Annotated in this window: 22 protein-coding genes; 9 read left to right on the plus strand and 13 right to left on the minus strand. The window is 64.7% G+C overall.

The annotated features are described in order from the left end of the window. The first annotated feature begins 47 nt into the window (after positions 1-47). Positions 48-518, plus strand: coding sequence for a universal stress protein (locus tag NGM28_RS19495; RefSeq protein ID WP_252091150.1), 471 nt, complete (start codon positions 48-50; stop codon positions 516-518). Here the strand turns inward: NGM28_RS19495 and NGM28_RS19500 are convergent. Genes NGM28_RS19500 through NGM28_RS19515 form a run of 4 tightly spaced genes read right to left on the minus strand, consistent with a single transcriptional unit; the run spans position 499 to position 5275 of the window. Beyond that, positions 499-1359 carry an efflux RND transporter periplasmic adaptor subunit gene (locus tag NGM28_RS19500; protein WP_252091151.1) on the minus strand — a complete coding sequence of 287 codons (861 nt, stop codon included), beginning with the start codon at positions 1357-1359 and terminating at the stop codon, positions 499-501. The genes NGM28_RS19495 and NGM28_RS19500 overlap by 20 nt on opposite strands. 10 nt (positions 1360-1369) lie before the next feature. Beyond that, positions 1370-1570: a DUF1656 domain-containing protein gene (locus tag NGM28_RS19505; protein WP_008097766.1), complete on the minus strand. Its 201-nt coding sequence runs from the start codon at positions 1568-1570 to the stop codon at positions 1370-1372. Between the two features lie 4 nt (positions 1571-1574). Next, a complete protein-coding gene (locus NGM28_RS19510; protein ID WP_252091152.1) occupies positions 1575-3752 on the minus strand; it encodes an FUSC family protein in 2178 nt (725 codons plus the stop codon). Next, positions 3749-5275, minus strand: coding sequence for an efflux transporter outer membrane subunit (locus NGM28_RS19515; RefSeq protein WP_213658266.1), 1527 nt, complete (start codon positions 5273-5275; stop codon positions 3749-3751). Before NGM28_RS19515 ends, NGM28_RS19510 begins: the two co-directional genes overlap by 4 nt. Positions 5276-5455: 180 nt before the next feature. Here NGM28_RS19515 and NGM28_RS19520 point away from each other — a divergent pair, with 180 nt between their 5' ends. Then, positions 5456-6403, plus strand: coding sequence for a LysR family transcriptional regulator (locus NGM28_RS19520; RefSeq protein WP_011535608.1), 948 nt, complete (start codon positions 5456-5458; stop codon positions 6401-6403). Between the two features lie 222 nt (positions 6404-6625). Next, complete coding sequence (locus NGM28_RS19525) at positions 6626-7600, plus strand: 2-hydroxyacid dehydrogenase (RefSeq protein WP_252091153.1); 975 nt, start codon at positions 6626-6628, stop codon at positions 7598-7600. Positions 7601-7781: 181 nt separating this feature from the next. Here NGM28_RS19525 and NGM28_RS19530 read toward each other — a convergent pair whose 3' ends face one another. After that, positions 7782-8681, minus strand: coding sequence for a DMT family transporter (locus NGM28_RS19530; protein WP_252091154.1), 900 nt, complete (start codon positions 8679-8681; stop codon positions 7782-7784). Positions 8682-8910: 229 nt separating this feature from the next. Between NGM28_RS19530 and NGM28_RS19535 the strand changes: the two genes are divergently transcribed. Further along, on the plus strand, positions 8911-9786 hold the full coding sequence (locus tag NGM28_RS19535; RefSeq protein ID WP_252091155.1) for a helix-turn-helix domain-containing protein: 876 nt from the start codon (positions 8911-8913) through the stop codon (positions 9784-9786). A gap of 114 nt (positions 9787-9900) precedes the next feature. Here NGM28_RS19535 and NGM28_RS19540 read toward each other — a convergent pair whose 3' ends face one another. The 6 genes from NGM28_RS19540 to NGM28_RS19565 form a co-directional block, all read right to left on the minus strand. Next, positions 9901-12294 carry a TonB-dependent siderophore receptor gene (locus NGM28_RS19540; protein WP_252091156.1) on the minus strand — a complete coding sequence of 798 codons (2394 nt, stop codon included), beginning with the start codon at positions 12292-12294 and terminating at the stop codon, positions 9901-9903. Positions 12295-12561: 267 nt separating this feature from the next. Next, positions 12562-13533: a FecR family protein gene (locus NGM28_RS19545; protein WP_252091157.1), complete on the minus strand. Its 972-nt coding sequence runs from the start codon at positions 13531-13533 to the stop codon at positions 12562-12564. Continuing rightward, positions 13530-14102: an RNA polymerase sigma factor gene (locus tag NGM28_RS19550; protein ID WP_252091158.1), complete on the minus strand. Its 573-nt coding sequence runs from the start codon at positions 14100-14102 to the stop codon at positions 13530-13532. The genes NGM28_RS19545 and NGM28_RS19550 overlap by 4 nt, the downstream gene beginning before the upstream one ends. Before the next feature lie 4 nt (positions 14103-14106). Next, a complete protein-coding gene (locus NGM28_RS19555) occupies positions 14107-14433 on the minus strand; it encodes a DUF3325 domain-containing protein (RefSeq protein WP_252091159.1) in 327 nt (108 codons plus the stop codon). After that, positions 14433-15995, minus strand: coding sequence for a PepSY-associated TM helix domain-containing protein (locus NGM28_RS19560; protein ID WP_252091160.1), 1563 nt, complete (start codon positions 15993-15995; stop codon positions 14433-14435). The genes NGM28_RS19555 and NGM28_RS19560 overlap by 1 nt, the downstream gene beginning before the upstream one ends. After that, positions 15992-16297, minus strand: a complete 306-nt coding sequence (locus NGM28_RS19565; RefSeq protein WP_240067017.1) for a DUF3649 domain-containing protein — start codon at positions 16295-16297, stop codon at positions 15992-15994. The genes NGM28_RS19560 and NGM28_RS19565 overlap by 4 nt, the downstream gene beginning before the upstream one ends. A 265-nt stretch (positions 16298-16562) precedes the next feature. Here NGM28_RS19565 and NGM28_RS19570 point away from each other — a divergent pair, with 265 nt between their 5' ends. From NGM28_RS19570 to NGM28_RS19590, 5 genes are all read left to right on the plus strand, one after another. Beyond that, a complete protein-coding gene (locus NGM28_RS19570; RefSeq protein WP_240067016.1) occupies positions 16563-17057 on the plus strand; it encodes a sigma-70 family RNA polymerase sigma factor in 495 nt (164 codons plus the stop codon). Next, positions 17054-17983 (plus strand): FecR domain-containing protein, encoded by a 930-nt coding sequence (locus NGM28_RS19575; RefSeq protein WP_252091161.1) that lies wholly within the window; start codon positions 17054-17056, stop codon positions 17981-17983. The genes NGM28_RS19570 and NGM28_RS19575 overlap by 4 nt, the downstream gene beginning before the upstream one ends. A gap of 204 nt (positions 17984-18187) precedes the next feature. Next, a complete protein-coding gene (gene fecA, locus NGM28_RS19580; RefSeq protein ID WP_252091162.1) occupies positions 18188-20497 on the plus strand; it encodes a TonB-dependent Fe(3+) dicitrate receptor FecA in 2310 nt (769 codons plus the stop codon). 677 nt (positions 20498-21174) lie between these two features. Further along, complete coding sequence (locus NGM28_RS19585) at positions 21175-21417, plus strand: hypothetical protein (RefSeq protein ID WP_252091163.1); 243 nt, start codon at positions 21175-21177, stop codon at positions 21415-21417. A gap of 123 nt (positions 21418-21540) precedes the next feature. Next, positions 21541-21810 carry a DUF3077 domain-containing protein gene (locus NGM28_RS19590; RefSeq protein WP_213658787.1) on the plus strand — a complete coding sequence of 90 codons (270 nt, stop codon included), beginning with the start codon at positions 21541-21543 and terminating at the stop codon, positions 21808-21810. Between the two features lie 222 nt (positions 21811-22032). Here the strand turns inward: NGM28_RS19590 and NGM28_RS19595 are convergent, their stop codons facing one another. Then, on the minus strand, positions 22033-22422 hold the full coding sequence (locus tag NGM28_RS19595; RefSeq protein WP_286089031.1) for an Imm50 family immunity protein: 390 nt from the start codon (positions 22420-22422) through the stop codon (positions 22033-22035). 178 nt (positions 22423-22600) lie between these two features. Beyond that, positions 22601-23059: a hypothetical protein gene (locus NGM28_RS19600; RefSeq protein WP_252091165.1), complete on the minus strand. Its 459-nt coding sequence runs from the start codon at positions 23057-23059 to the stop codon at positions 22601-22603. Between the last annotated feature and the right edge of the window lie 502 nt (positions 23060-23561).

The following is a 23561-nucleotide window of genomic DNA, read 5'->3' on the forward strand; positions in this document are numbered from 1 at the left end:
TCGCGGGCACAGCCAGCACACCCGCCAGCCCTGTTCAAGGAATCCCCATGCCCCGCCCGGTTCTGATCGCCATCGACGCCTCCCCCGCCAGCCACACCCTGCTCGACCTCGCCCGCCGCTACTGCCGCCCGGGCGAACACACCCTGCACGTGCTGCTGGCCATCGACGCGACCTTCGCCGTGCACGGCCACCCCAGCGCCTATACCGAAGAAGAGCAGGAAGAGTACCCCGCCGCCTGCGATGAACAGCAACTGGCCGAACGCGCTGTGGCAAGCGCCGTGCACACCCTGCGCGAAGCCGGGTTCGACAGCCTGGGCTGCCTGGTTGCCGATCAGCCGGTGGAGGCCATCATCGCCAAGGCTGGGGAACTGGAGTGCGAGCTGGTCATCATGGGCCACCGCCACCTGTCGCGGCTGGGGCGGCTGCTGGATCCGTCGATCAGTGCCAAGGTGATCGACCGGATCGATGTGCCGGTATTGGTAGGTGCCGCGGTCAGCATCAGCCCTCGCTTGGTTTGACCACCACCGTGCACGTGGTCCCGGCCGCCAGCAGGAACCCCTCCGGCACCTCGTCGATGTGAATCCGCACCGGCACCCGCTGCGCCAGCCGCACCCAGTTGAAGGTCGGGTTCACATCGGCGATCAGCTCGCGGCTTTGCGGGTTGTCGCGGTCGTAGATACCCCGGGCGATGCTCTCCACATGCCCTTTGATGCGCTCGCCGCTCATCATCTGCAACTCGGCCACATCACCCACTTTCACATGGGGCAGCTTGGTCTCCTCGAAGAAGCCATACACCCAGAACGACTGCTCATCCACCACCGCCATCACCGCCTCGCCGGTGCGGGCGTAGTCACCCTTGTGGATATTCAGGTTGGTCACGTAGCCATCGACGGTGGCGACGATCTGCGTGCGTTTGAGGTTCAGCTCGGCGGCGGCCAGCTGGGCCTGGGCGTGATGGTAGTCGGCCAGCGCCGAGTCGGCGATGTTGCTGGCGTCGTCGCGGTTCTCCTTCGAGATCACCAGGTTGTCCATATCGGCACGGCGCTTGGCGTTGACCTTGCGCATCTCCCAGGTGGCCTTGCGCGAAGCCACCAGTGCCTTGGCCTGGTCCACCGCCAGTTGGTAGTGCTCGGGGTCGATGCGGATCAGCACATCGCCCTTCTTCACCCGCTGGTTATCCTTGACCGGCACATCCACCACATAGCCCGGCACGTCGGCGGCGACGTTGATGATATCGGCGCGCACCCGGCCGTCGCGGGTCCACGGCGTGGTCATGTAGTGCAGCCACAACTGGCGGCCAATCACCACGGCAGCGCTCAGCACCAGCAGGGTGGCGATCAGGCTGAAGAACTTTTTCATCGAAGGATTCTCACCAGTAGAGCGACAGCGCCAGGGCGCCGAACAGGCAGACGAACAGGCTCAGGCGCAGCAGCGCCGGGTGCCAGAAGAAGCGATAACCATCATGGCTGGCGATGAACCGGTCCAGGCCCCAGGCCAGGCCCAGGGCGAACAGGAACATCAAGGTCATGGTGGGCATGTACACGCCATGGAAGGCGATCTCACGGGGCATGGTTTCACGGAACATCGTGCAATCCTTTCGCCGGTACCAAAGGCGACTGTGGGTCAAGCAGGGAGGAACGGATGAAGTGCAAATAGCTCTGCGCCCGGCGCAGCACCGAGGTGTCGAAGTGCCGGGCGAAGGGTTCGTCGGTGGCCTGCACGCGGCTGATGGCGTGGTCCACCGCCACCAGGGCGCGCTCGTGGTTGCTGGCGCTGGGCTGCAGGAACAGCCGCGCCAGGGCCCGGCCCATCACGCGGATGGCCTGGCGCCAGGGCTGCGACTCGGCGTAGGCCGGGTGCACCGGCGCGCGGGCCTGCTCCTTGCGCAGCTCGATGATCGCGTGGCCGATCTCCAGCACGGTGAACATCCAGCCCATCAGTTCGCTCTGCACCTGCGGCTTGCCGGCCGCCAGGCCGTAGGCCTGGTGCAGCAGGTCGCGGGTGCGGCTCTCGAACGCCGAGCCCAACCCGCGCAGACGCCCGCCGATGGCGAACAGCACCTGCTCGCGCAGTTCCTGTTCCAGGCGGCTCCACAGCCAACGGCTGTTGGGCGGCAGGATGATCGCCCCGGCCGCGGCGCAGACGAACATGCCGATGACCATGCCGATGTAGTCGTTGATGAAGGTGTAGGGGTCGTAGACCGTCAGGTTGTTCGGCACCGAACCGATGGCGAAGAACACCAGCAGGCCCAGGCCGTAACCGGCATAGGCAGGGCGCGAGGCGAGGAACGCACCCAGCACGAACACCGGCGCCAGCACCATGCACAGCAGCGGGAAACCGTCGATCCAGGGGAACACGAAGAAGGTCTCGAAGAACCCGATGAACGCGCCGATCGCCGTGCCGCAGGCCATCTGGAACGACATGCGCTTGGGGTTCGGCGAGGCTGCCGACAGGCCTACAGTTACCGTGGCGATCAGGGTCATCATGGCGCCGCTGGGCCAGTCGCTGAGCAGCCAGTAGCTGCCCAGCAGCAACAGCACCGCCGAGGCGCGCACACCGGCGGCCAGCGACACCAGCCAGCTGGTCTGGGCCACGTAGGGCTCGTCCCATTGTTCGCGCTCGTGCTTGTGCACGGCCAGCGAGGCATGGGTCTCGGCGTAGCTGTACATCTCGTCGACGAAGCGATAGAGCAGCTCGAAGGCGGTGTGGAAATCGAGCAGGTCGGACTCGCTGGGGTTGGTCTCCAGGTACTCGGCGCGCAGGCTGCGGACCTGGGCCTGCAGGCCTTCCTTGTAGGTGCCCAGCTCCAACGCCAGGCGCAAGGCGTCGGCATCGGTCAACGCCCGGCCCACGTAAGGCTGCAGCAACTGCGCCAGGGTTTCCAGGCCAGGCTCGATGGCACCGACGATCTGCAACGGCCCACGGGCACGTAGGCGCTCCAGCAACCGGTGCAGGGCGTTGAAGCGCGTGGTGATGGCCATGAACTCGCTGTTCATGCGCACCAGCCGGCCCGAGCGCCGGCGCATGTGCGGGTCTTCGAAGGCGGTGACATTGCGCAGGCTCTCCAGGCCCACCGCCTCGGCGACGAAGCGCACGTTGCTGGTTTCGAAGCGGTCGCGCTGGCTGTCGCCGTGCAGGGCCTCGACCACCACCCCGGCGAACACGCCGAAGCGCTGGTACAGTGCGTTGCGCATGGCGGCACTGGCCGACTGCGGCAGGATCGCGGCGCTGACGAAGGTCGAGACGAGGATCCCCAAGGCGATCTCCAGCACCCGCCACACCGCCGCCATGAACGCCTGGTCGGGGTGCTGCAGCACCGGCAGGCCGATCATCGCCGCCGTATAGCCGGCCAGCACGAAGCCATAGGCGCGGAAGGTGCGGTAGCGCATGGCCCCCGCCGAGCACAGGCCGACCCACAGCGCCAGGCTGGGCAGGAACAGCTCGGTGTTCTGCGGGAAGATGGCGATCAGCGCGATCATCATCGCCGAACCGGCCAGCGTCCCCAGCACCCGGTAGAAGCTCTTGGCGAACACATGGCCGCTCTGCGGCTGCATGACGATGAACACGGTGATCATCGCCGTGCGCGGCTGCGGCAGTTCCAGGCGCATGGCCAGCCACAGGGTGATGAACGCGGCTGCCAGCACCTTGAAGATATAGACCCAGGTGACCCCGTCGGTGCGCGCCCAGGCGAAGAAGCCCCGGCGCCATTCCAGGCTCTGCAGCCAGCGCAGGGGCAAGCTCAGTGTGCTCATTCGGCGTGGTCCGGCTGGTCGAAGATGGCCAGGGTGGCCGGCGTTTTCGGTACGGCCTGACGCTCTTCGGCCGGCACATCCTTGCCCGCCTCCAGGCCACCGCCCAGGGCGGTGACCAGTTCGGCGTGGGCGGTCAGGCGTGCGGCCTGCACCTGTTGCTGCACTTGCTGTTGGCGGAACAGCAGGGTCTGGGCATTGAGCACGTTGAGGTAGTCGGTCAGGCCACGCTGGAAGGCGACGGTAGCGATGTCGTAAGTCTTCTGCGCGGCGGCCACGCTTTCAGCGGCGAAGTGCGCCTGCTCCTTCATCGACTCGCGGCGGATCAACTGGTCGGAGATGTTCTTCAGCGCGCCGATCACCGTCTGGTTGTAGCGCGCCACGGCCACGTCATAGCCCGCCGAGGCCATGCCCAGCTGCGAGCGCAGGCGACCGCCGTCGAAGATCGGCAGGCTGATGGCAGGCCCCACGTTGTAGTTGAACTTGCGCCCGGTGAGGAACTCCAGCGGACCGCCACCGGTGGCCATGAAGCCGAGGCTGCCGACCAGGTCAACGTTGGGGAAGAAGCCGGCATGGGCCACATCGATACCCCGGGCCTGAGCCGCCACCTGCCAGCGGCTGGCGACCACGTCGGGGCGCTGGCCGACCAGTTCGGCGGGCAGGTTCGACGGCAGTTTCAGCGGCGCGCCAAGGGTCAGGGTCGGGCGTTGCAGCTTCGCGCCCTCCCCCGGCCCCTTGCCGGCCAGCGCCGCCAGTTGGTTACGGGCCAGGGCGATCTCTTCGTTGAGGCTGTCGATCTGCCGGTGGGTTTCCGGCAGTGGCGCCTCGGCCTGGCTGACCTCGAAATGAGTGCCGATGCCGCCCTCGAGGCGACGCTTGGCCAGGGCGACGATCTGCTCCTGCTGCGCAAGCTCGGCCTGGACGATATCGCGCCGGGCGTAATGCAGGCTGAGCTGGATGTAGGCGCGCACCACGTTGTTCTCAAGCTCCAGCTGGGCCTGGCGCGCCTCGGCGACGCTCATGTGCGCCTGGTCCACGGCCTGCTCGCTGGCATTGCGCTCGCGGCCCCACAGGTCCAGCGCGTAGCTGAAGCCGATGGCGGCGTTGTTGTCCCAGGTGTTGGCGCCGGACAGCGCGCCGGGGCCGTAGAACTGATCCTCCGGCCAGTTGTGGCGCTTGAGCGTGGCATTGCCATTGGCTTGCAGCTTTTCCGCCGACTCGACCACGCCGGCCATCGCCTTGGCTTCCCGCACCCGCGCGGCGGCCATGGCCATGCTCGGGCTGCCGGCCAGCGCCTGGGCGACCCAGGCGTCGAGCTGCGGGTCGCCATAGGCGCGCCACCACTGCTGGGCCGGCCAGTGGGCGTCGCGCGCGGCCTCGCGGATCGCGTCGTCGGTGGTCAATTGGTTGGCTTGGAGTGTCTTGCTTTGCGGGGCGATGCCCCAGGTTCCGATACAGCCGCTCAAGGTGAGACAAAGGGCACAGGCACTGAACGCATGGAGCGCTCTGATGTGGCGACGCGGCACAGCTGCGATTTCCCGAGGAAGAGGTGGAGGGGCCTGGCAATTCTAGGGGCCGCCCGCACTGGCGATAAGCGCATAATCCTGCGAATCTTTGTTACCAAAACAGCGATAATCCGGCTTTAGTCGGAGGCGAAACTCCGTTACTTCATGTCACAATTTTGTCCTCTAAACCGAGAGTGACCCATGGACACCCTGCAAAACATGCGTGCTTTCAGTTGCGTGGCCCAGCTCGGCAGCTTCACCGCTGCCGCAGCGCAACTGGACACCACCACCGCGAACGTGTCGCGGGCGGTCTCCAACCTGGAAGCCCATCTGCAAACCCGCCTGCTCAACCGCACCACCCGGCGCATCGCGCTGACCGAAGCCGGCAAGCGCTACCTGATGCGCTGCGAACAGATTCTTACCTACGTGGAAGAAGCCGAGGCCGAGGCCAGCGACGCCCACGCCCGCCCCGCCGGGCAACTGAAGGTGCATTCGATGACCGGCGTCGGCCAGCACTTCGTGGTCGACGCCATCGCCCGCTACCGCGAGTCGCACCCGGATGTCACCTTCGACCTGACCATGGCCAACCGCGTGCCCGACCTGCTGGACGAGGGCTACGACGTGTCCATCGTGCTGGCCAGCGAGCTGCCCGACTCGGGCTTCGTCTCCCAGCGCCTGGGCATCACCTACAGCATCGTCTGCGCCTCGCCCGAGTACGTGGCCCGCCACGGCACCGCGCACAAGCCGGCCGACCTGCTCAAGCACGCCTGCCTGCGCATGGTCAGCCCGGTGATCCCGCTGGAGAAGTGGCTGTTCGACGGGCCGGAAGGACAGGAGATGGTCAACATCACCAGCTCGCCGTTCCAGGTGAACTCGGCGGATGCGATGAAAACCGCGATCCGCAGCAGCATGGGGGTGGGCGTGCTGCCGATCTACTCGGCCATCGACGGCCTGCGTGATGGCAGCCTGGTGCGGATCATGCCGGAGTACCGCCTGCAAGAGCTGAACCTGTACGCGATCTACCCGTCGCGCCAGTACCTGGATGCCAAGATCAAGACCTGGGTCGAGTACCTGCGCAACTCGCTGCCGGAGATTCTTGCCGCCCACGAGGCTGACTTGAAGACCCACCAGGTACTGATCGCCAACTGAAAAAAGCGGCTGCATTGGGGGTGGGGACAATGGTAGGTTGCTAACCATTGATTCCAGCGTCTGGCAGACAGGGGCATGGGAGGGCTTTGCCCTCCATCGCGGATAAATCCGCTCCTACAAGGTTCGTGCGCTTCCTGTAGGAGCGGATTTATCCGCGATGGGCCGCAACGCGGCCCCCTCTGCGCCCGGCTCCGTCCTCCCGCCTTGCAGAGAAGCAGCCCGATGAAAAAGACCGTCCTGGCCTTCAGCCGCATTACCCAGGCCTCAGCCGAACGCCTGCAGCAAGACTTCAACGTGATCGTGCCGAACCCCAAGCTCGGCGACATCAACGCCCAGTTCAACGAAGCCCTGCCCGAGGCCCACGGCCTGATCGGCGTGGGCCGCAAGCTCGGCCGCGCGCAGCTCGAAGGCGCGGGCAAGCTGGAGGTGGTGTCCAGCGTCTCGGTGGGCTACGACAACTACGACCTGGACTACTTCAACGAACGCGGCATCGCCCTGACCAACACCCCCGACGTGCTCACCGAAAGCACCGCCGACCTGGGTTTCGCCCTGATCATGGGCTGCGCCCGGCGCACCGCCGAGCTGGACGCCTGGACCAAGGCCGGCCAGTGGCAGGCCACCGTGGGCCCGGCGCACTTCGGTAGCGACGTGCACGGCAAGACCCTGGGCATCGTCGGCCTGGGCAACATCGGCGCGGCCATCGCCCGCCGTGGCCGTTTCGGTTTCAACATGCAGGTGCTGTACACCGGCAACAGCCGCAAGGCCGCGCTGGAGCAGGAACTGGGCGCGCAGTTCCGCAGCCTGGACGAGCTGCTGGGCGAAGCTGATTTCGTCTGCCTGGTAGTGCCGCTGTCCGACGCCACCCGCAAGCTGATCGGCGCCCGTGAACTGAAGCTGATGAAGCCCAGTGCGTTCCTGGTCAACGTCGCCCGTGGGCCGGTGGTGGACGAGGCGGCGCTGGTCGAGGCGCTACAGAATGGCACGATTCGCGGTGCCGGGCTGGATGTGTACGAGAAGGAGCCGCTGAGCGATTCGCCGCTGTTCAAGCTGCCCAACGCCCTGACCCTGCCGCACATCGGCTCGGCCACCGCCGAGACCCGCGAGGCCATGGCCAACCGGGCGCTGGACAACCTGCGCGCGGCGCTGCTGGGCGAGCGGCCACGGGACCTGGTGAACCCGCAGGTGTGGAAGCACTGAAGCGCGTTACCTTGTAGGAGCCAGCCTTGCTGGCGAACCAGGGCCAATACAGGCCTTGGCGCCGTGCGCGGAGCTGTTCGCCAGCAAAGCTGGCTCCTACAGGGGTATCGCGGTTGACTGGAAGATAGCGATCACCTTGGTAGATCCGCCCGATGTACTCCCCCAGGGTGCCATCCGTCATTCAACGTGCCAACGCCACGACCTCAGTCCTGACCTTGGGCTTGCGAAACACCAGCACATTCCCCGCCATCACCGCCACCAGCCCCAGCAACGCCGGCGCCGTCCACTGGTACCCCTCGGCCACCGCCGACACATTCAGCGCCACCAACGGGAACAGCACTGTGCAATAGGCCGCCCGCTCGGGCCCCATGCGCCCGACCAGGGTCAGGTAGGCAGTAAAGGCGATCACCGAGCCCGGGATCACCAGGTACAGCAACGAGCCGATGTAGCGGGCGTTCCACTCCATGTCGAACGGAATGCCCTTGGCCAGGCAGTACACCGCCAGCATCGAGGCGCCGTACAGCATGCCCCAGGCATTGGTGGTCATGGGCCTGAGCCCGGCCTTTTGCTGCACGCTGGACAGCATGTTGCCCGCCGAGAAGCACAACGTGCCGAGCAGCCCCAGCCCCAGGCCGTACAAGGTCTCGCGGCTGGCGGCGTGGTGCGACAGCTCCGGCCAGAACAGCAAGCCCAGCCCAAGCAGGCCCAAGGCCCCGCCGGCCACTACATTGGCGGCGATGCGCTGGCCGAAGAAGATCCGCGCGTTGATCGCGTTCCACAAGGTGGCGGTGGAGAACACCACGGCGATCAGGCCGGTGGCGACCCACTGGCTGGCGGTGAGGAAGCACATGAAGTTGACGCAGAACAGGCAGAACCCCTGGGCCAGGCATACTAGGTGGCCGCGGCGGTTCATCGGTTGCAAACGCCGGGTGAGCAGCAGGAAGGCGAACAGGATCAGCCCGGCCAGGGCGAAGCGGTAGACGATCGACACCGGGATGGCGACCTCGCCCAACTGCAGTTTCAGGGCGATCCAGGTGGTGCCCCAGATCAGGACGGTGAGCAGGTAGAGCGACAGGTTCATGGAGGTTCTCCGGGTGTTGAGCCAAGGGCCGCGTTGCGGCCTTCGCCGGCAAGCCGGCTCCTACGGGACGCTGTAGGAGCCGGCTTGCCGGCGAACACCCGAGACGACATGCCCAATGTCAGTCTCCAACGCCCTGCTTGTTCCGGCTTGCACAAACTTGCGCTTTTCCACCCCAGGTAGCTGCCAGCCCGCCCCGCGCGCAGTACGATGGGCGCCAGAGGAGTCGCCCATGCCCCCACTCGATCACCTGCAGGTCTTCAACGCCCTGAACGCCTCGCCCCACGCCAAGCTGGAGCTGAGCGCGCACCTGGGCGACGGGCTGGCAGCGGCGTTGTGGAGCAACCGCCACGACGCCCGCGACTACCAGGCCCCCAGCCACCATACCCTTTCCTGCTACATCGCCGAGGGCACCGGCACCTTCCGCCGCCAGCGCCCGGCCGACAAAGGCGCGCCGGACAAACTGTGCGTCATGCCCGCCGGCCACGAGTCGAACTGGGTGATCAACGGCTCGATCCGCCTGGCCCACCTGTACATCAGCGAAGAACAGTTCGCCCTCGGCTGCGCCCGCCTGCTCGACCGCGAACCCCGGGAGATGCAGCTGCGCGAAGAAACCTTCCTCGACGACCCGCAGCAGGCCCGGCGCTTCCACCAGCTGATCCACCTGGACTGGGCCGAGCCCGGCGAACGCCTGCTGGCCAGCAGCCTGGCCCATGCCATCATCGACCACGCCGTGCTGCACCAGGCCGGGTTGCGCCAGGGGTTGAAGCTCAAGGGCGGGCTGGCGCCGCATCTGCGCCGGCAGTTGGTGGAGTACATCGAAACCCACCTCGACCAGCCGTTGACCCTCGGCGAGCTGGCGTTGCGCTGCAACCTGTCCGAATACCACTTTGCCCGGATGTTCCGCGCCAGTTTCGGCCTGCCGCCGCATCAGTACCTGTTGGCCCGGCGCCTGCACCGGGCCTGCGAGCTGCTGCGCCTGGGCGACCTGCCGCTGGGGCAGGTGGCGTTGCTGTGCGGGTTCGCCAGTGCCAGCCATTTCAGCAACCGGTTCAGGCAGGCGCTGGGGGCGACGCCGGGAGAATACCGGGCAGCGTTTGCCGGTTGATCCGGGGGCCGCGTTGCGGCCCTTTCGCGGCACAAGGCCGCTCCTACAGAGGTACGCGGCCTCCTGTAGGAGCGGCCTTGTGCCGCGAAAGGACCGCAACGCGGTCCCTGCGATCTAGAACTCGAAGGTACTCGACAGGCTCACCTGCCGCGCATCGCCGATCGCCACGAAATACCGGTTCACCGCCGAGCTGTAGTACACCTTGTCGAACAGGTTCTTCACGTTCAGTTGCAGGCGCACCTTGTGCTCGTCGAGCTTGGTCTCGTAGCTGGCAAAGGCGTCGGCGACGGTATAGGCCGGCAGGTCGAAGTCATTGGTCGGGTTGCCGGCACGCTCCCCCACGTAGCGGGCACCGGCCCCCAGGCGCAGGCGATCGCCACCGAACAGGCTGCCGTAGTCGTACACCGCCGACAGCGAACCGCTGTGGCGGGCGACGTTCTGCAAGCGGTTGCCCTTCAGGTCCGGGTCCTTGGTCACCTCGGCATCGGTGAACGCATAGGCGCCAATCAGGCTCCAACGCTCGCTGAGCTGGCCGGCCAGGTCCAGCTCCACGCCACGGGAGCTCACTTCACCCGCGTTGCTGTACAACGTTTCGCCGGTGTTGGTATCGAAGTTGGACACCAGCACATTGCGCTTGGTGATATCGAACAGCGCCAGGGTGCCGGAGAGCCGCCCAGGCATGTCGAGCTTGGCCCCCAGCTCCCAGGACTTGCCCTCCTCCGGGGCGACCGACGAATCCAGCACCAGCCCACCGGTCAATGGCGCGATGCTGGAGTTGGGCTTGAACGATTCGCTGTAGCTGCCATAGAACGACAGCTGCTCGTCTACCTTGTACACCACGCCCGCATGGGGCACCCAGGCGCGGTCGCGGGTATCGGTGTTGGCGCTGAACGGGCGGCCACGGCCGGCGTACTGGTCGTACTGCTGCAGGCGCGCGCCCGCCACCAGGATCCAGTGCTCGTTCAGGTGCAGGGCATCCTGGAAGAACAACGCGTCGGTGTGCAGCTTGTCGGTCTGGTCGCTGTCGCTGGCGCGCACGGTACTGCCTTCGACTTCGCGGCCGTACACCGGGTCGAGGTAGCTGAAGGTCGAGCGGCTGGCCTGGCGGATCAGGTCGGCGCGGTAGACCTTGCGGTCCTCATGGTCAACCCCCACCAGTAAGTCGTGCTGCATCCCCGCCAGTTGCACACTGCCGTTGAGGCTGAAAGTGGCGAACTGGTCGCGGCTCATGGCGCCATGGGTGCCGTCGATGCTGCGGGTGAGCGTGCCACGCGCGTCGTTGACGCCGGTCACACGCACCTGGCTGGCGTCGTAGGTTTCACGGTTGAAGCTGTAGCCGACGTGCAGTTTCCAGTCATCGGCGAGCTGGTGATCGACCTCCAGGCGGTACAGGTCGGAGCGCCCTTCCATGTCGTTGAACGGCTCGTCCAGGCGACGCGTGGCGGGGATATCCAGCGGGTGGTTGGTGCGGTTGCTGATGGCCGTGCCACGGTCGAACGGCGAGAGGAATTCGCGGTGTTCGTAGGCCAGCACCACCTGCGTGTCCTCGCCGTACCAGGCCAGCGACGGCGCCACCAGCGACTCGCGGTGCACGCCGTAGTTGCGCCAGTAGTCTTCGTCCTCATGGTCGACGACCAGGCGGTAGGCGAACGGGCTGTCGCCCAGCGCGCCGGTGCTGTCGAAGCCACCTCCGCTGCCGTTCTTGCCGCTGCCGTAGGTCGAACCGCGCAGCGTGACGGCGTTGTACTGCTGCAATTGCGGGCGCTTGCTGACCACGTTGATCACCCCGCCCGGGTCCTGGATGCCATACAGCAGCGACGCCGGCCCCTTGAGCACCTCCACCCGTTCGGTGCTGGCATTGAGCGCGCGGCCCTGCACCACCGGCATGCCGTCGCGCATGATCGAGCCGTCGCGGTTGTCACCGAAGCCACGTTTCATCACGGTGTCGGCGGTGCCGCCGAAGTTGTTGCCCTGGGTGATACCGCTGACGTTGTACAGCGCGTCATCGAGGTTGCGTGGCGCCTGGTCGCGGATCACCTGGGCGGGCACCACGTTGATCGCCTGGGGGATGTCCAGGGTCGAACCTTGGCCGCGCATGATCGAGGCGCTGGCCGGGGGTTGGTAGCTGTAGTCGTCCATCTGCGAGTTGATGGTGGTGGCTTGCAAGTTCAGCGCGCCGGGCGTGTCGACAGGTTCCAGGGTCAGGGTGCGGGCGTCCAGGCGGCGCCAGGCCAGGCCGGCGTTGCCCAGCAACTGCTGCAGGGCCTGCTCGGCGCTGAACGAGCCATTGAGCGCGGGTGCCTGTTGCTGCGGCAGCTCCAGGGTGTAGACCACGCTTTGCCCGGTGACCCGGCTGAAGGCATTGAGCGCCTGGGCCAGCGGCAGGCTTGGTTGGGCGAAGGCATAGGCCTGGCGCTGCTGCTCGGCCAGGGCCTGGGGGGCCAGGGCCAGGGCGGGCAAGGTGCAGAGGCCGAACCAGAGAGGGACGCAACGCGGGGTGAACTTCATGGACGCTGACCTGTGAGAGGGATAAACGTTTGCGAATGAATCGCACTTCCACTCACTACACGGATGCCGTGAGGGGATACCTCATCACTTTCTCGATTTTTTCTTCACCGGCCTCTTCGCCGGCAAGCCGGCTCCTACAGGTACGCAGCTGCCTTCTGGATTTTTGGATACCATTCCAACCTTTGGGGGGCAATCCACCTTTGTAGGAGCCGGCTTGCCGGCGAAGAGGCCAGAACGATCAACACAAGGCTGTCGCTCCGACAAATTTCAACGCAGCACCGTCACCCGCCCCAGCACCGTCCGACGCTCGAAGCCCAGCACCTTGCCCAGCGAATCCAGCGCCGCCAGCGGCTGCGCCACCGGGAAACTGCCACTGACCTTGCGCTGCGCCAACTCGCCATCGAGCAACAGGATCCGCCCCGGGTAGTAACGCCCCAGGTCCTCGACCACCTGCCCCAGCGGCACCTGGTAGTAATTCAACCAGCCCTGGCGCCAAGCCAGCCGGCCCTCGCTATCCACCGCCTCGACATCACCCGCCACGCCCTCGGCGTAGGCCAGTTGCTGGTTGGCGGTCAGCTCCCGGGCCTGCTGCCCTTCGGCCGCCGTCACCGCCACCCGCCCGCTGCGCACGGTCACCTGGGCCCCGGCGCCCTGCTCGCGGACTTCGAACTGCGTCCCCAGCACACGCACCTCGCCACCGGCGGCCTCGACCAGGAACGGCTGCCCGGTATGGGTCACTTCGAAGAACGCCGCGCCCCGTAATAGCCGCACCCGCCGCTCACCATGGTCGAAGTCCACGGCCACCGCACTGCCGGCATCCAGGGTCAGCTGCGAGCGATCCGCCAAGGTCAGCTGACGCACCTGTTCGCCGCTGCTGTAGTCGGCGCGCAGGTCCTGCAACCAGGCCTGCGGATACCAACCCGCCACACTGCCCACCCCAAGCACCAGGCAGGCGGCTACGGCGAAACGACGCCAATGGGCAGTACGCCGCGGCCGGCGCATCGCCTCCAGGTACTGGCGCAGGCTGGCCTGCTCTTCGGCGGCCAGGCGTGCGGCCGGGGCTTCGCTCAGGCGCCACAGGGCCTCGGCTTCGGCGTAAGCGCGGCGATGGGCAGGGTCCTCCAGCAACCAGCGCTTGAACGCCGCGCCATGCGCCTGCTCGGCCTGCTGGTTGATCCGCCCCAGCCAACGCAAAGCCGCCCGGGACTGTTCGGCGGTGATCGGCTGTTCAACATTCATCGACGGGCGCTCCCTGGCCGGCGCGGTGGGGGTGCGGCTTCGGCGACACTCGCCTTGCACGCTTCGAGGGCGCGCATCATATGCTTTTCCACGGTGCTCTGGGACAACTGCATGGCCTTGGCGATCTCGCCGTAGGTGCAGCCGTGGATGCGGTTGAGCAGGAAGATCTGGCGGGTACGCTCAGGCAAGGCGCGCAGGGCCGACTCGATGCGCTGCAGGTCGTGGACAGCTTCCAACGCCTGCTCGGGCGCCTGGGTACCCGGCTCGTCGTCGTTGACATGCAGGCCTTCGGCGGCGCGATCACGCGAGCCTTCGCTGCGCAGGTAGTCGATGGCCAGGTTGCCGGCGCTGCGCAGCAGGTAGGTGTCGAGGGCCTCGACCTTGACCTCCGGGCGGCGCCAGAAACGCAGGAACAGGTCCTGGACCAGGTCGGAGGCGGTGGCGCGGCAGCCGATGCGCCGGCTCACCAGCGCCTCCATGCGCGCCCGCTGGGCCAGGAACACCTGGACGAAGCGCGCCCGGCCGGCGCCGTCAGCCTCGGCGTCGATCACCTCCCCCGGCTCGCTCAAGCCCTCACACCGCCAGCACGGCCAGCACCGGCCCGAGCACCAGGCTCGCCGCCGCCAGCCCCAGCAACAGGCGAGGTTGATACGGCAGGCCAAACACCCAGACGGTGACCCCGGCCATCAGCACGGCGATCCACTCCACCAGCCCCAGCGCCCAGCCACGCCCGTGTACGGCCAGTACCAGCGACAGCAGCAGCAAGGCCCAGCCACCGAAGCGCAAAGCGCGTAGCTGGGCAGCCGTGGGCTTGCGCCCGAGCAGCTCGTTGAAATGCTTTTCCATGGCCAGGCACAGCCCGGCAAAACCGGCGAAACCGATCAGCGCGACACTCAGCATCAACTCGCCTCCACCGTTTTCGCGGCACGCGGCGCACGCTTGGCCACCAGTTTGGGCGCGCGCAGCATCTTGCCGGCGGCCCAGGCCAGGAACAGCCCGGTACCCAGGGCGGTCAGGTCGAAACCGGCCATGGCCCAGTCGCCCACGGCGATGGAGTGGTTCAGCCCCTGGCCGGTGGTCAGCGCGTTGAGCAAGGGCAACAGGGCGAAAGCCAGCGCACCCAGCGCCAGCTGTTCACCCCAGGCGCGGCGCCCGGGGCGCAACATCGCGTGCAGCAACGACAGCCCCCAGGCCAGGAAGAACCCATTGATCTCCCAGTCGGCACGCCCTTCCTGCGTCGCCGGTACCAGGCGGTTGACCCAGAAAAACGCCGCCACGCCCAGCAGCAGCCCGCTCATGCTGGCGATATTGAGCACCTCGACCAGGCGCAGCTCGCCCGGCATGCGTTCACTCTTGGCATGCTTGAGCTGGCGCTTGCCCAGCCACATCACCAGGCCCGTGCCGATCACCGCAGTGCCGGCCACACCAAAGACGAAGTACAGCCAGCGCAACCAGGGCCCGGCGAAGTTGCCCATGTGCAGGCCGACGAAGGTGAACGAGGTCAACATCGCCGCGCTTTCCGGCGCGCCCTGGGTGAGCAGCGCGCCGCTGGCGCCGTCGAAGGTCCAGTTGGCGCTGCGCCGGTAGGCCACGCTGTCGGACGAAGCGCGGTTGAAGGTGACGCGGGCGTTCAGGTCGCCAGGGTTCTGCACCTGGATGAAGCCCAGGCGCGCGCCCGGCGCCTGGGCCTGCAGCTTGCCGTACAGTTCGCCCAACGGCACCAGCGGCGCGGCCTGGGCCGCCGCCTTGGGCACCTCGTCGCGGCCGAACACATCATTGAAGTAGCGGTTGCTGTCGCCATAGCTGGCCATGATGCTGGCCGGCATCACCATGTACATGAAGATCACCAGGCTGCTGTAGCTGATCATCAGGTGGAACGGCAGCACCAGCACGCCGATGGCGTTGTGCCCGTCGAGCCAGGAACGCTGGCCCTTGCCCGGGCGGAAGGTGAAGAACTCCTTGAAGATCTTCTTGTGGGTGATGATCCCGGTGACCAACCCGAGCAGCATGATGAACGCGCAGAAGGTCGACAGCCAACGGCCCCAGGGGTGCGGCATCTGCAGTTGGAAGTGGAAGCGATAGAAGAAATCGCCGCCCCGGCTGTCGCGGGCCTCAACTTCCTGGCCGCTGCTAGCATCCAACGTTTTGCTGACAAAGCCCCGTCGACCTCCGGCCTCGGGGTCGCGCCAGCCGACGCTCAACGCAGCCTCGCGCTCGCTGGGCAGGCGGATGAACCAGCCGCTGGCATGCCCGGCGTTGGCCTCCAGGTAGCGTTGCGCCGCCGTCAGGCTGGCCGCGGGATCGAGCACGTGGCTGCGGATTTCCGGTTGGGTCCAGTGGCTGATCTCGTCCTTGAAGTACGACAGCGTGCCGGTCAGGAAGATCGCGAACAGCAGCCAGCCGAAGATCAGGCCGGTCCAGGTGTGCAGCCAGGCCATCGCCTGGCGGAAGCCCTCTTTCATGGCTGATTCATCCAGTAGGCCAGGCCGTTGATCGCCCCCAGCAACACGCTCGGCAGCAACACCCCCAGCCAGGCGCGCCAGGCGCTGCGGCAGGCGAAGCACCAGAGGAAGGCCAGCAGGTAGAACACGAACGACAGCATCATGCCGGTCATGGTCGCGTCCACCTGGCTCATGGGTGCCAGCAGGGTGATGCAGACACTGGCCATGGACGCCAGCAGGTAGCCGCCCAGCAGCGCGGCCAGGCTGCGTGAGGTCACGGCCAGGCGGTAGCTCAGGGGAAGGCCGGCGGCTTTGCGGTTCATGGCGGAGGTCCGGGGAATGGGGGTGCAATAGTAATGATTTCAATTCTCATAAGCAAAACCCCTTCGGACCTGTAGGAGCGGCTTCAGCCGCGATCACCCGCAAAGCGGGTGCCCTGCACCGTGTTGGCTTCATCGCGGCTGAAGCCGCTCCTACAAGGGTCCCAACCCTCCTTACGTCGCCAGCAATTGCCGAACCCTTGCCGCATGAATACAATGCGAACAATTCTTACTTCCAGTTGCGCTAGCCAGCGCCGGAGTCGCATCGGTGCCCAGCGCCCTCTCTTCCACCGTTGAAGGCCTCTATGTCGCCCACCACAGCTGGTTGACCGGCTGGCTGCGCCGGCGCCTGGGCTGCCCGCAGAGCGCCGCCGACCTGGCCCAGGACACCTACGTGCGCCTGCTCCAGGCCCGCGAGACGCCACAACTGATCGAGCCCCGCGCCTTCCTCACCACCGTGGCCAAGCGCGTGCTGTGCAACCACTTCCGCCGCCAGGAACTGGAGCGCGCCTACCTCGAGGCCCTGGCCCAGGTGCCCGAGCACGTGGCGCCGAGCGAAGAAGACAAGGCGATCATCTTCGCCACCCTGCTCGAACTCGACCGCCTGCTCGACGGCCTGGCGCCGCTGGTCAAGCGCGCCTTCCTGCTGGCCCAGGTCGATGGCCTGGGCCAGGGCGAGATCGCCCGCGAACTGGGCATCTCGCTGGCCACCGTCAAGCGCTACCTGAACAAGGCAGCCCTGCGCTGCTACTTCGCCCTGTGAACACCAACTTCTCGCCACAGATCGCCGAACAAGCAGTGCACTGGCTGATCGAGTCCCAAGGCGACGCCTTCGACCAGCAGCAACGCCAGGCCCTGGAGCGCTGGTTGCAGGCCGACAGCGAGCACCAGCGCGCCTGGGCGCATATCCAGCAGGTCAACCAGCGCCTGCGTGGCGTGGCCTCGCCAGTGGTCCACGCCACCCTGCAGGCACCGCCCTCCGCGGCCCGGCGCCGGGCGCTCAAGGCCCTGTTGCTGGTGGGCGTGGCCAGTGCCACCGGGCTGGGCCTGCAACAGCACAATCCGCTGCCCGGGCTGATGGCCGACTACCGCAGCCCGGTGGGCCAGCGCCGCCGCCTGAGCCTCGACGACGGCAGCCAGTTGCACCTGAACACCTGCAGCGCCGCCGATGTGCGCTTCGACAGCCAGCAGCGCCTGGTGCGCCTGCGCGAAGGCGAATTGCTGCTCGACGTGATCGAGGAACCCCGCCCGCTGCGCGTGCGCACCGCCGAAGGCGAGCTGCACCTGGCTCGGGGCCGTTTCGACGTGCGCCAGTTCGACGGCTTCAGCCTGGTCTCGGTGTTCAGCGGCCAGGCCAGCGTCGCCGGCCAACCCTTGCTGGCCGGACACCAGGCCCGTTTTGCCCGGGATGGCTGGCAGGCCATCGCGCCCCTGGACCCCAACCGTGCGGCCTGGGTGGACGGCATGCTGGTGGTGTCGCAGATGCGCCTGACGGATTTTCTCGCCGAGTTGTCGCGCTACCGGCTCGGGCAGCTCGCGTGCAGCGAGCGGGTGGCCGACTTGCGGATCTCCGGCTCGTATCCGCTGGAGGACAGCGAACGGATCCTCGCCATGCTCGAAGTGGCGTTGCCTGTCCGGGTGCGGCGCTTCACCCGTTACTGGGTCAACGTGGAAGCCGCCACCAGTTGAACAGACGCCACCTCCCCCTGTAGGAGCCAGCCTAGCTGGCGAACAGCCCCATGCACGGATCCAAGACCTGCGCTGGCCCGGTTCGCCAGCAAGGCTGGCTCCTACGGAGCGCGTGACGCGAAAAAAATTTTCATCCGCCTGAGCCATTTCCCGAACCTCGCGTGACAGAGAAGGCAGAACCCCTCGTCACAGGACCTCCGCCCCATGCCCCTGCGCCCCAGCCCGCTCGCCTTCGCCCTGATCCTCGCCGCGCCGTTCGCCCTGGCTGCCGAACCCCGCGCCTACCACATCGCCCCCGGCACCCTGGAACAGGCCCTGAACCAGTTCGGCCGCGAAAGCGGCGCGCTGATCTCGTTCAGCCCGGCCATCACCCAGGGCCTGAACAGCCCGGGCCTGGAGGGGCAATACGAGGTCGGCCAGGGCCTGGACGCGCTGCTGCGCGGCAGCGGCCTGCAAGCCCGCCGGGAAACCGACAACGCCTACAGCCTGCAACCGCAGCCCACTGGCGGCAACGGCACGGCCGTCGAGCTGGGCGCCTCGACCGTGGTCGGCGACTGGCTGGCCGAGGCCCGCCAGGACAATATCTTCGAACACCCCGGCGCCCGCGACGTGGTCCGCCGTGAAGACTTCGAACGCAGCGGCGCCAGCAGCGCCCGCGAAGTGCTCAACCGCATCCCCGGCGTCAACGCCCCTGAGAACAACGGCACCGGCAGCCACGACCTGGCGCTGAACTTCGGCATCCGCGGCCTCAACCCGCGCCTGGCCTCGCGCTCCACCGTGCTGATGGACGGCATCCCGGTGCCCTTCGCCCCCTACGGCCAGCCGCAGCTGTCGCTGGCCCCCATCAGCCTGGGCAACATGGACGCGGTGGACGTGGTGCGCGGCGGCGGCGCAGTGCGCTACGGGCCGCAGAACGTCGGCGGCATCGTCAACTTCGTCACCCGCGCCATCCCTGAGGAAGCCACCTTCAAGGCGGCAATGCAGAACCAGATCAGCCCCTCGTCCAGCCAGGATGGCCTGAAGAACAGCGCCAACCTGCTGGTCGGCGGCACCAACGCCAACGGCCTGGGCGGCGCCCTGCTCTACTCCGGCACCCGTGGCAGCGACTGGCGCGAACACAGCGACACGCAGATCGACGACCTGATGCTCAAGGGCAAGCTGCAGCTCGACGACGCCAACAGCCTGCACGCCATGGCCCAGTACTACGAGGGCGAGGCCGAGATGCCTGGCGGCCTGAGCACGGCCGACTTCGACGCCGACCCGTACCAGTCCACCCGCCTGAAAGACAAGTTCTGGGGCCGCCGCACGCTGTTCAACTTCGGCTACGACTACAAGCAGGACGACCGCCAGTTCAGCGTCAACAGCTTCTTCACCAAGACCCTGCGCAGCGGTTACCTCGACCAGGGCAGCTTCGTCTCGCTGTCGCCGCGCGAGTACTGGGTGCGCGGCATCGAGACCCGCTTCTCGCAAGGCCTGGCCCTGGGCGACAGCTGGCACGAGCTGGGCATCGGCTACCGCTACGTCAACGAAGCCGGCCACGAGCTGCGCTTCCGCGAGCCGGTCAACGGCGCCCTGCCCACCACCGCCAGCCGCAACGACCGCGACACCCGCGGCAGCACCGAAGCCCACGCCATCTACCTGGACGACCGCATCGACATTGGCCGCTGGACCATCACCCCCGGCGTGCGCTACGAGATGATCGACTCCGAGCAGAGCAACAAGCTCAATGGCCAGCGCTACCAGGGCAGCTACAACACCGCGCTGCCGGCGTTGAACGTGATGTACCACCTGACCGACAACTGGAACCTCTACGCCAACACCGAAGGCTCGTTCGGCAGCGTGCAGTACAGCCAGATGCCCAACCGCGTCAGCAGCGGCGAAGTGAAGCCGGAGAAGGCGCGCACCTGGGAAGTCGGCACTCGCTACGACAATGGCGACCTGCAGGCCGAGATCGGCGCCTTCCTGATCAACTTCGACAACCAGTACGAAAGCAACCAGACCAACGACTCGGTGATCGCCCGCGGCGAAACCCGCCACCAGGGCATCGAGACCAGCGTGCGCTACGCCCTCGACGGCCTGAGCCCGGCCCTGGCCGGCTTCGACGTGCACGCCGGCTATGCCTTCGTCGACGCCACCATCCGTGAGGATGGGCCGAACAAGGGCAACCAGGTGCCGTTCTCGTCGCGCCACAAAGGCACGCTGGGCGTGGGTTACACCGAAGGCCCGTGGCAGTTGAACCTGGACAGCAGCTTCCAGAGCAGCCAGTACGCCGACAACGCCAACACCGGCGCCGAGAGCGCCGAAGGCAGCACCGGGCGCATCCCGGGCTACATGCTGGTGAGCACCCGCGCCGGGTACGACTTCGGGCCGCAGTTGTCGAACTTGAAGGTGGCGGTGGGGGTGAAGAACCTGTTCAACCGCGAGTACTACACCCGCTCGTTCGATGACAACAACAAGGGCAAGTACGTGGGGGAACCGCGGACGTTGTATGTGCAGACGTCGGTTGAGTTCTGAGGGAGATGCGGGATCAGCGGTTGATGATTTCAGCCGCTGGCCTGGTGATGACAACCAGGTGCCCGCCTGAGGATTTGTAGTGGTGCGCAAATCGAGCGCCGCCCGCGCGGCGCATCGCGGATGAATCCGCTCCTACCGTGGCCATGCCTGATAGGTCATGGTTGTCCGCCTGGTGTGTACGACGCGTTTTTTTTGCTGTCGCCACCGCCGCCAAGGCTGGCAACCATGGCCTTGCAGGTGCGGCACGTTGCAACAAATGTAGGAGCGGATTTATCCGCGATGCGCCGCGCGGGCGGCGCTCGATCTGCTAGGCGCTGAAGATTTCGTGACTGACCCTCTCACCCACAACGCCGATCAAAAATGCCGCCCAAGAACCACCAGAAAATCAGACTAAGCCGATTTCCTGTAGTCCATTTCCCAAACATACTCCCGCCCCCCTCCGAGCCATTGCGGTGTTACCGGTTGGCCTCTAGTCTCGGCCGGTCACTGCGAAACCAGTGACCGGCTTTGACAGGCCGACCTAGGTTCATTCCCATGGCTCGCCCTTATGGCGGCTGTGCGTGGGGCACTTCGTGTGCGCCGGGTTTTGGGATACCTACCGGTCTGTCAACCCATGTACAGCTGCCTCCTTCTTGTTTGACAGCAGGCGTGTTGCGGCCCTTTTCAGGCACCCCAAAATGCTGAAGATTGTCCCCGACCCACCCCATCACCACCACTCCCTCGAAGACACCCTCATCCAGGCCACCGAGTACGCCCTGTGCGCCTTGACCGTGGCCCATCAGGCGGTGCTGGCCCAGCCCAAGTCCCCGGCCACGATCCTGATGATGGCGTCGATGCACGAAGTCGAATCGCTGCGCGTGCTGCTCGAATCAGCGCTGATCCAGGTGCAGATGCCTGCGCAGCCGAGGACGCTGCACTAAGCCCTCGCCGGCCCTGTTCGCCGGCAAGCCGGCTCCTACCGAGGGCTGCGTTTCACCTGTAGGAGCCAGCCTTGCTGGCGAAAGGGCCCGCCCAGGCCCCAAAGAATCCAGGGAGACAAAACAATGACAACAGACGAAACCACCCCCAACACCACCGCCGGCAAAACCAAGTTCTACCAAGGCGAAGGCCAGACCGCCCCACTGTTCTGCATCGAACCCGGCATCCCCTGCCAGCACGCCCGCGAACAGGCTTCGGAACTGATGGGCTGCGTACGCGACCTGACCATCGCCGGGATCATGGAAGAAAAGCCGCAACTGCTTTGGGCGTCGTACTACCTGAGCGCGCTGGCCAAGGCGTTGATGGATGACGCCGAGCTGGGAATGAGTCACTGAGTGTCGCGGTGCCTGGGGGTGAATCACACCGGCTCCCAGGCAATCGCGTCAAACGCCATCAGCAGAAAGGGGACGGATTTATTTTCTCTGCTTTAGAGTAGCGAAAATAAATCCGTCCCCTCTTACTGTATTTCTCCTACTAAAAAGAGGAAAAACAAACACCCCATTTTTTACTAGCCAATCTCCAGCAACCCGCCCGTTCAAATATTTTTTACACGCAACTCAATCCCATCTAATATCAATATATGGCGTTACCCCATCTACACTCACATACTCAGACTCACAAAAAATCGACGCATCAGGCGCTTCAATTGAAATGGAGGCACTGCCTGGCGAACTATTAATTATTGGAACGCAGCAAAAATTCACCTTGGTCAGATTCGACCTAAACTCCTTCACCCCTCCAAAATTCAACGTGACACTCATGGCATTATACCCATGCCCCTTCCATTTCTCGGGACACTTATCTGGAACCCCTCTAATCAAGAATGAGAAATAAACTGAAGAGACATCATGAAACTTAAAGCCGACTAACTCGGCACCCTCCACACCTAAAACACCACCAAACATGTGGTCAACCTTAGCTTTGTTAACCGCGTATTTTAACCACATAACATACCTTAAGGAAAATTATAGTACCCATGAACTCCTGGTTCTTACGCAGCATTTAGAACTTCGCCTTCTTGGACGAAAAGGGGACGGCTTTATTCCCCCTACTTTAGAGCAGTGAAATTAAATCCGTCCCCCTTTACTCGCTTTACTTTTTCTGAAAACTCCGACCAACCCTCCATCACCTCAACTTACCAACATGTAATTCATTAAAAACAACACCATCATCCAGATCAGAAAAACTATTAAAGTCATCAATATCCTCTGGCATCCCATAGTAAATCAAGTAATTTCGATCGACAACTAAATAACCATCAAATATCTCCTGCCTTCTGGACACACTCTTTAACTCTCCAGCAGTGATTCCTGGATAAAATCGCCTATCAAACCTCCCCTTATATGGAGGCTTGCACCACAAAGCAGATATTTTCCCGTCTTCTCGGGCGACAAATGTAATCGCCCCTCCACTTACCTCATAGGATACATACCTTCCACCGAAATTCTCAAACTCGGAGATCTCCACATCAAATGTATCGGCTATACACTCAAAAACATCCTCAGTACAATCACCCAAGGAAATTCCACCAATCGAACTACCAGGAATTATATCGGAATCAAAATTAATAATATAATTTTTCATTACTTGCCCCATGAATTCATCAACGCGCCATCAACAGGTGAATTTTTTATTCTGTCGTAGCGCTCAAAACCGCAATGCCTTATACGACCATATACTGGATCTACTGGATCATCAGTTTTAATTACTTTCCAATAATCGCTATCATGGGTCTTTCCGTCAGGATTATAGTCAAGTTTATACTCCTCACCAGACTTCGTTGTTTTCACATAAACCACGTGCTAAGTTTTTTTCTTGTCATCATCTTGCGGATACGTGGCTGTCCAACCTTTACTCGTTAGTGCTTTATCAACATCCGCAGGTGTCTTGCCAGTCAACGCATCGACAAAACGACTTGTTATTTTATCCCTTTTATTAAACTGCTTCAGTGAATTAAGGCAGCTTAACCCAAGCGGATCGATCCAGCTTAATGGATTCGGGGCATACCGATATAGCAGAAAGAAAGGGGACTGATTTATTTTCTCTGTTTTAGAGTAGCAAAAATAAATCCGCCCCCTTTTCTAGG

The organism is Pseudomonas sp. MWU13-3659 (assembly GCF_023757525.1).
Lineage (GTDB): Bacteria > Pseudomonadota > Gammaproteobacteria > Pseudomonadales > Pseudomonadaceae > Aquipseudomonas > Aquipseudomonas entomophila_E.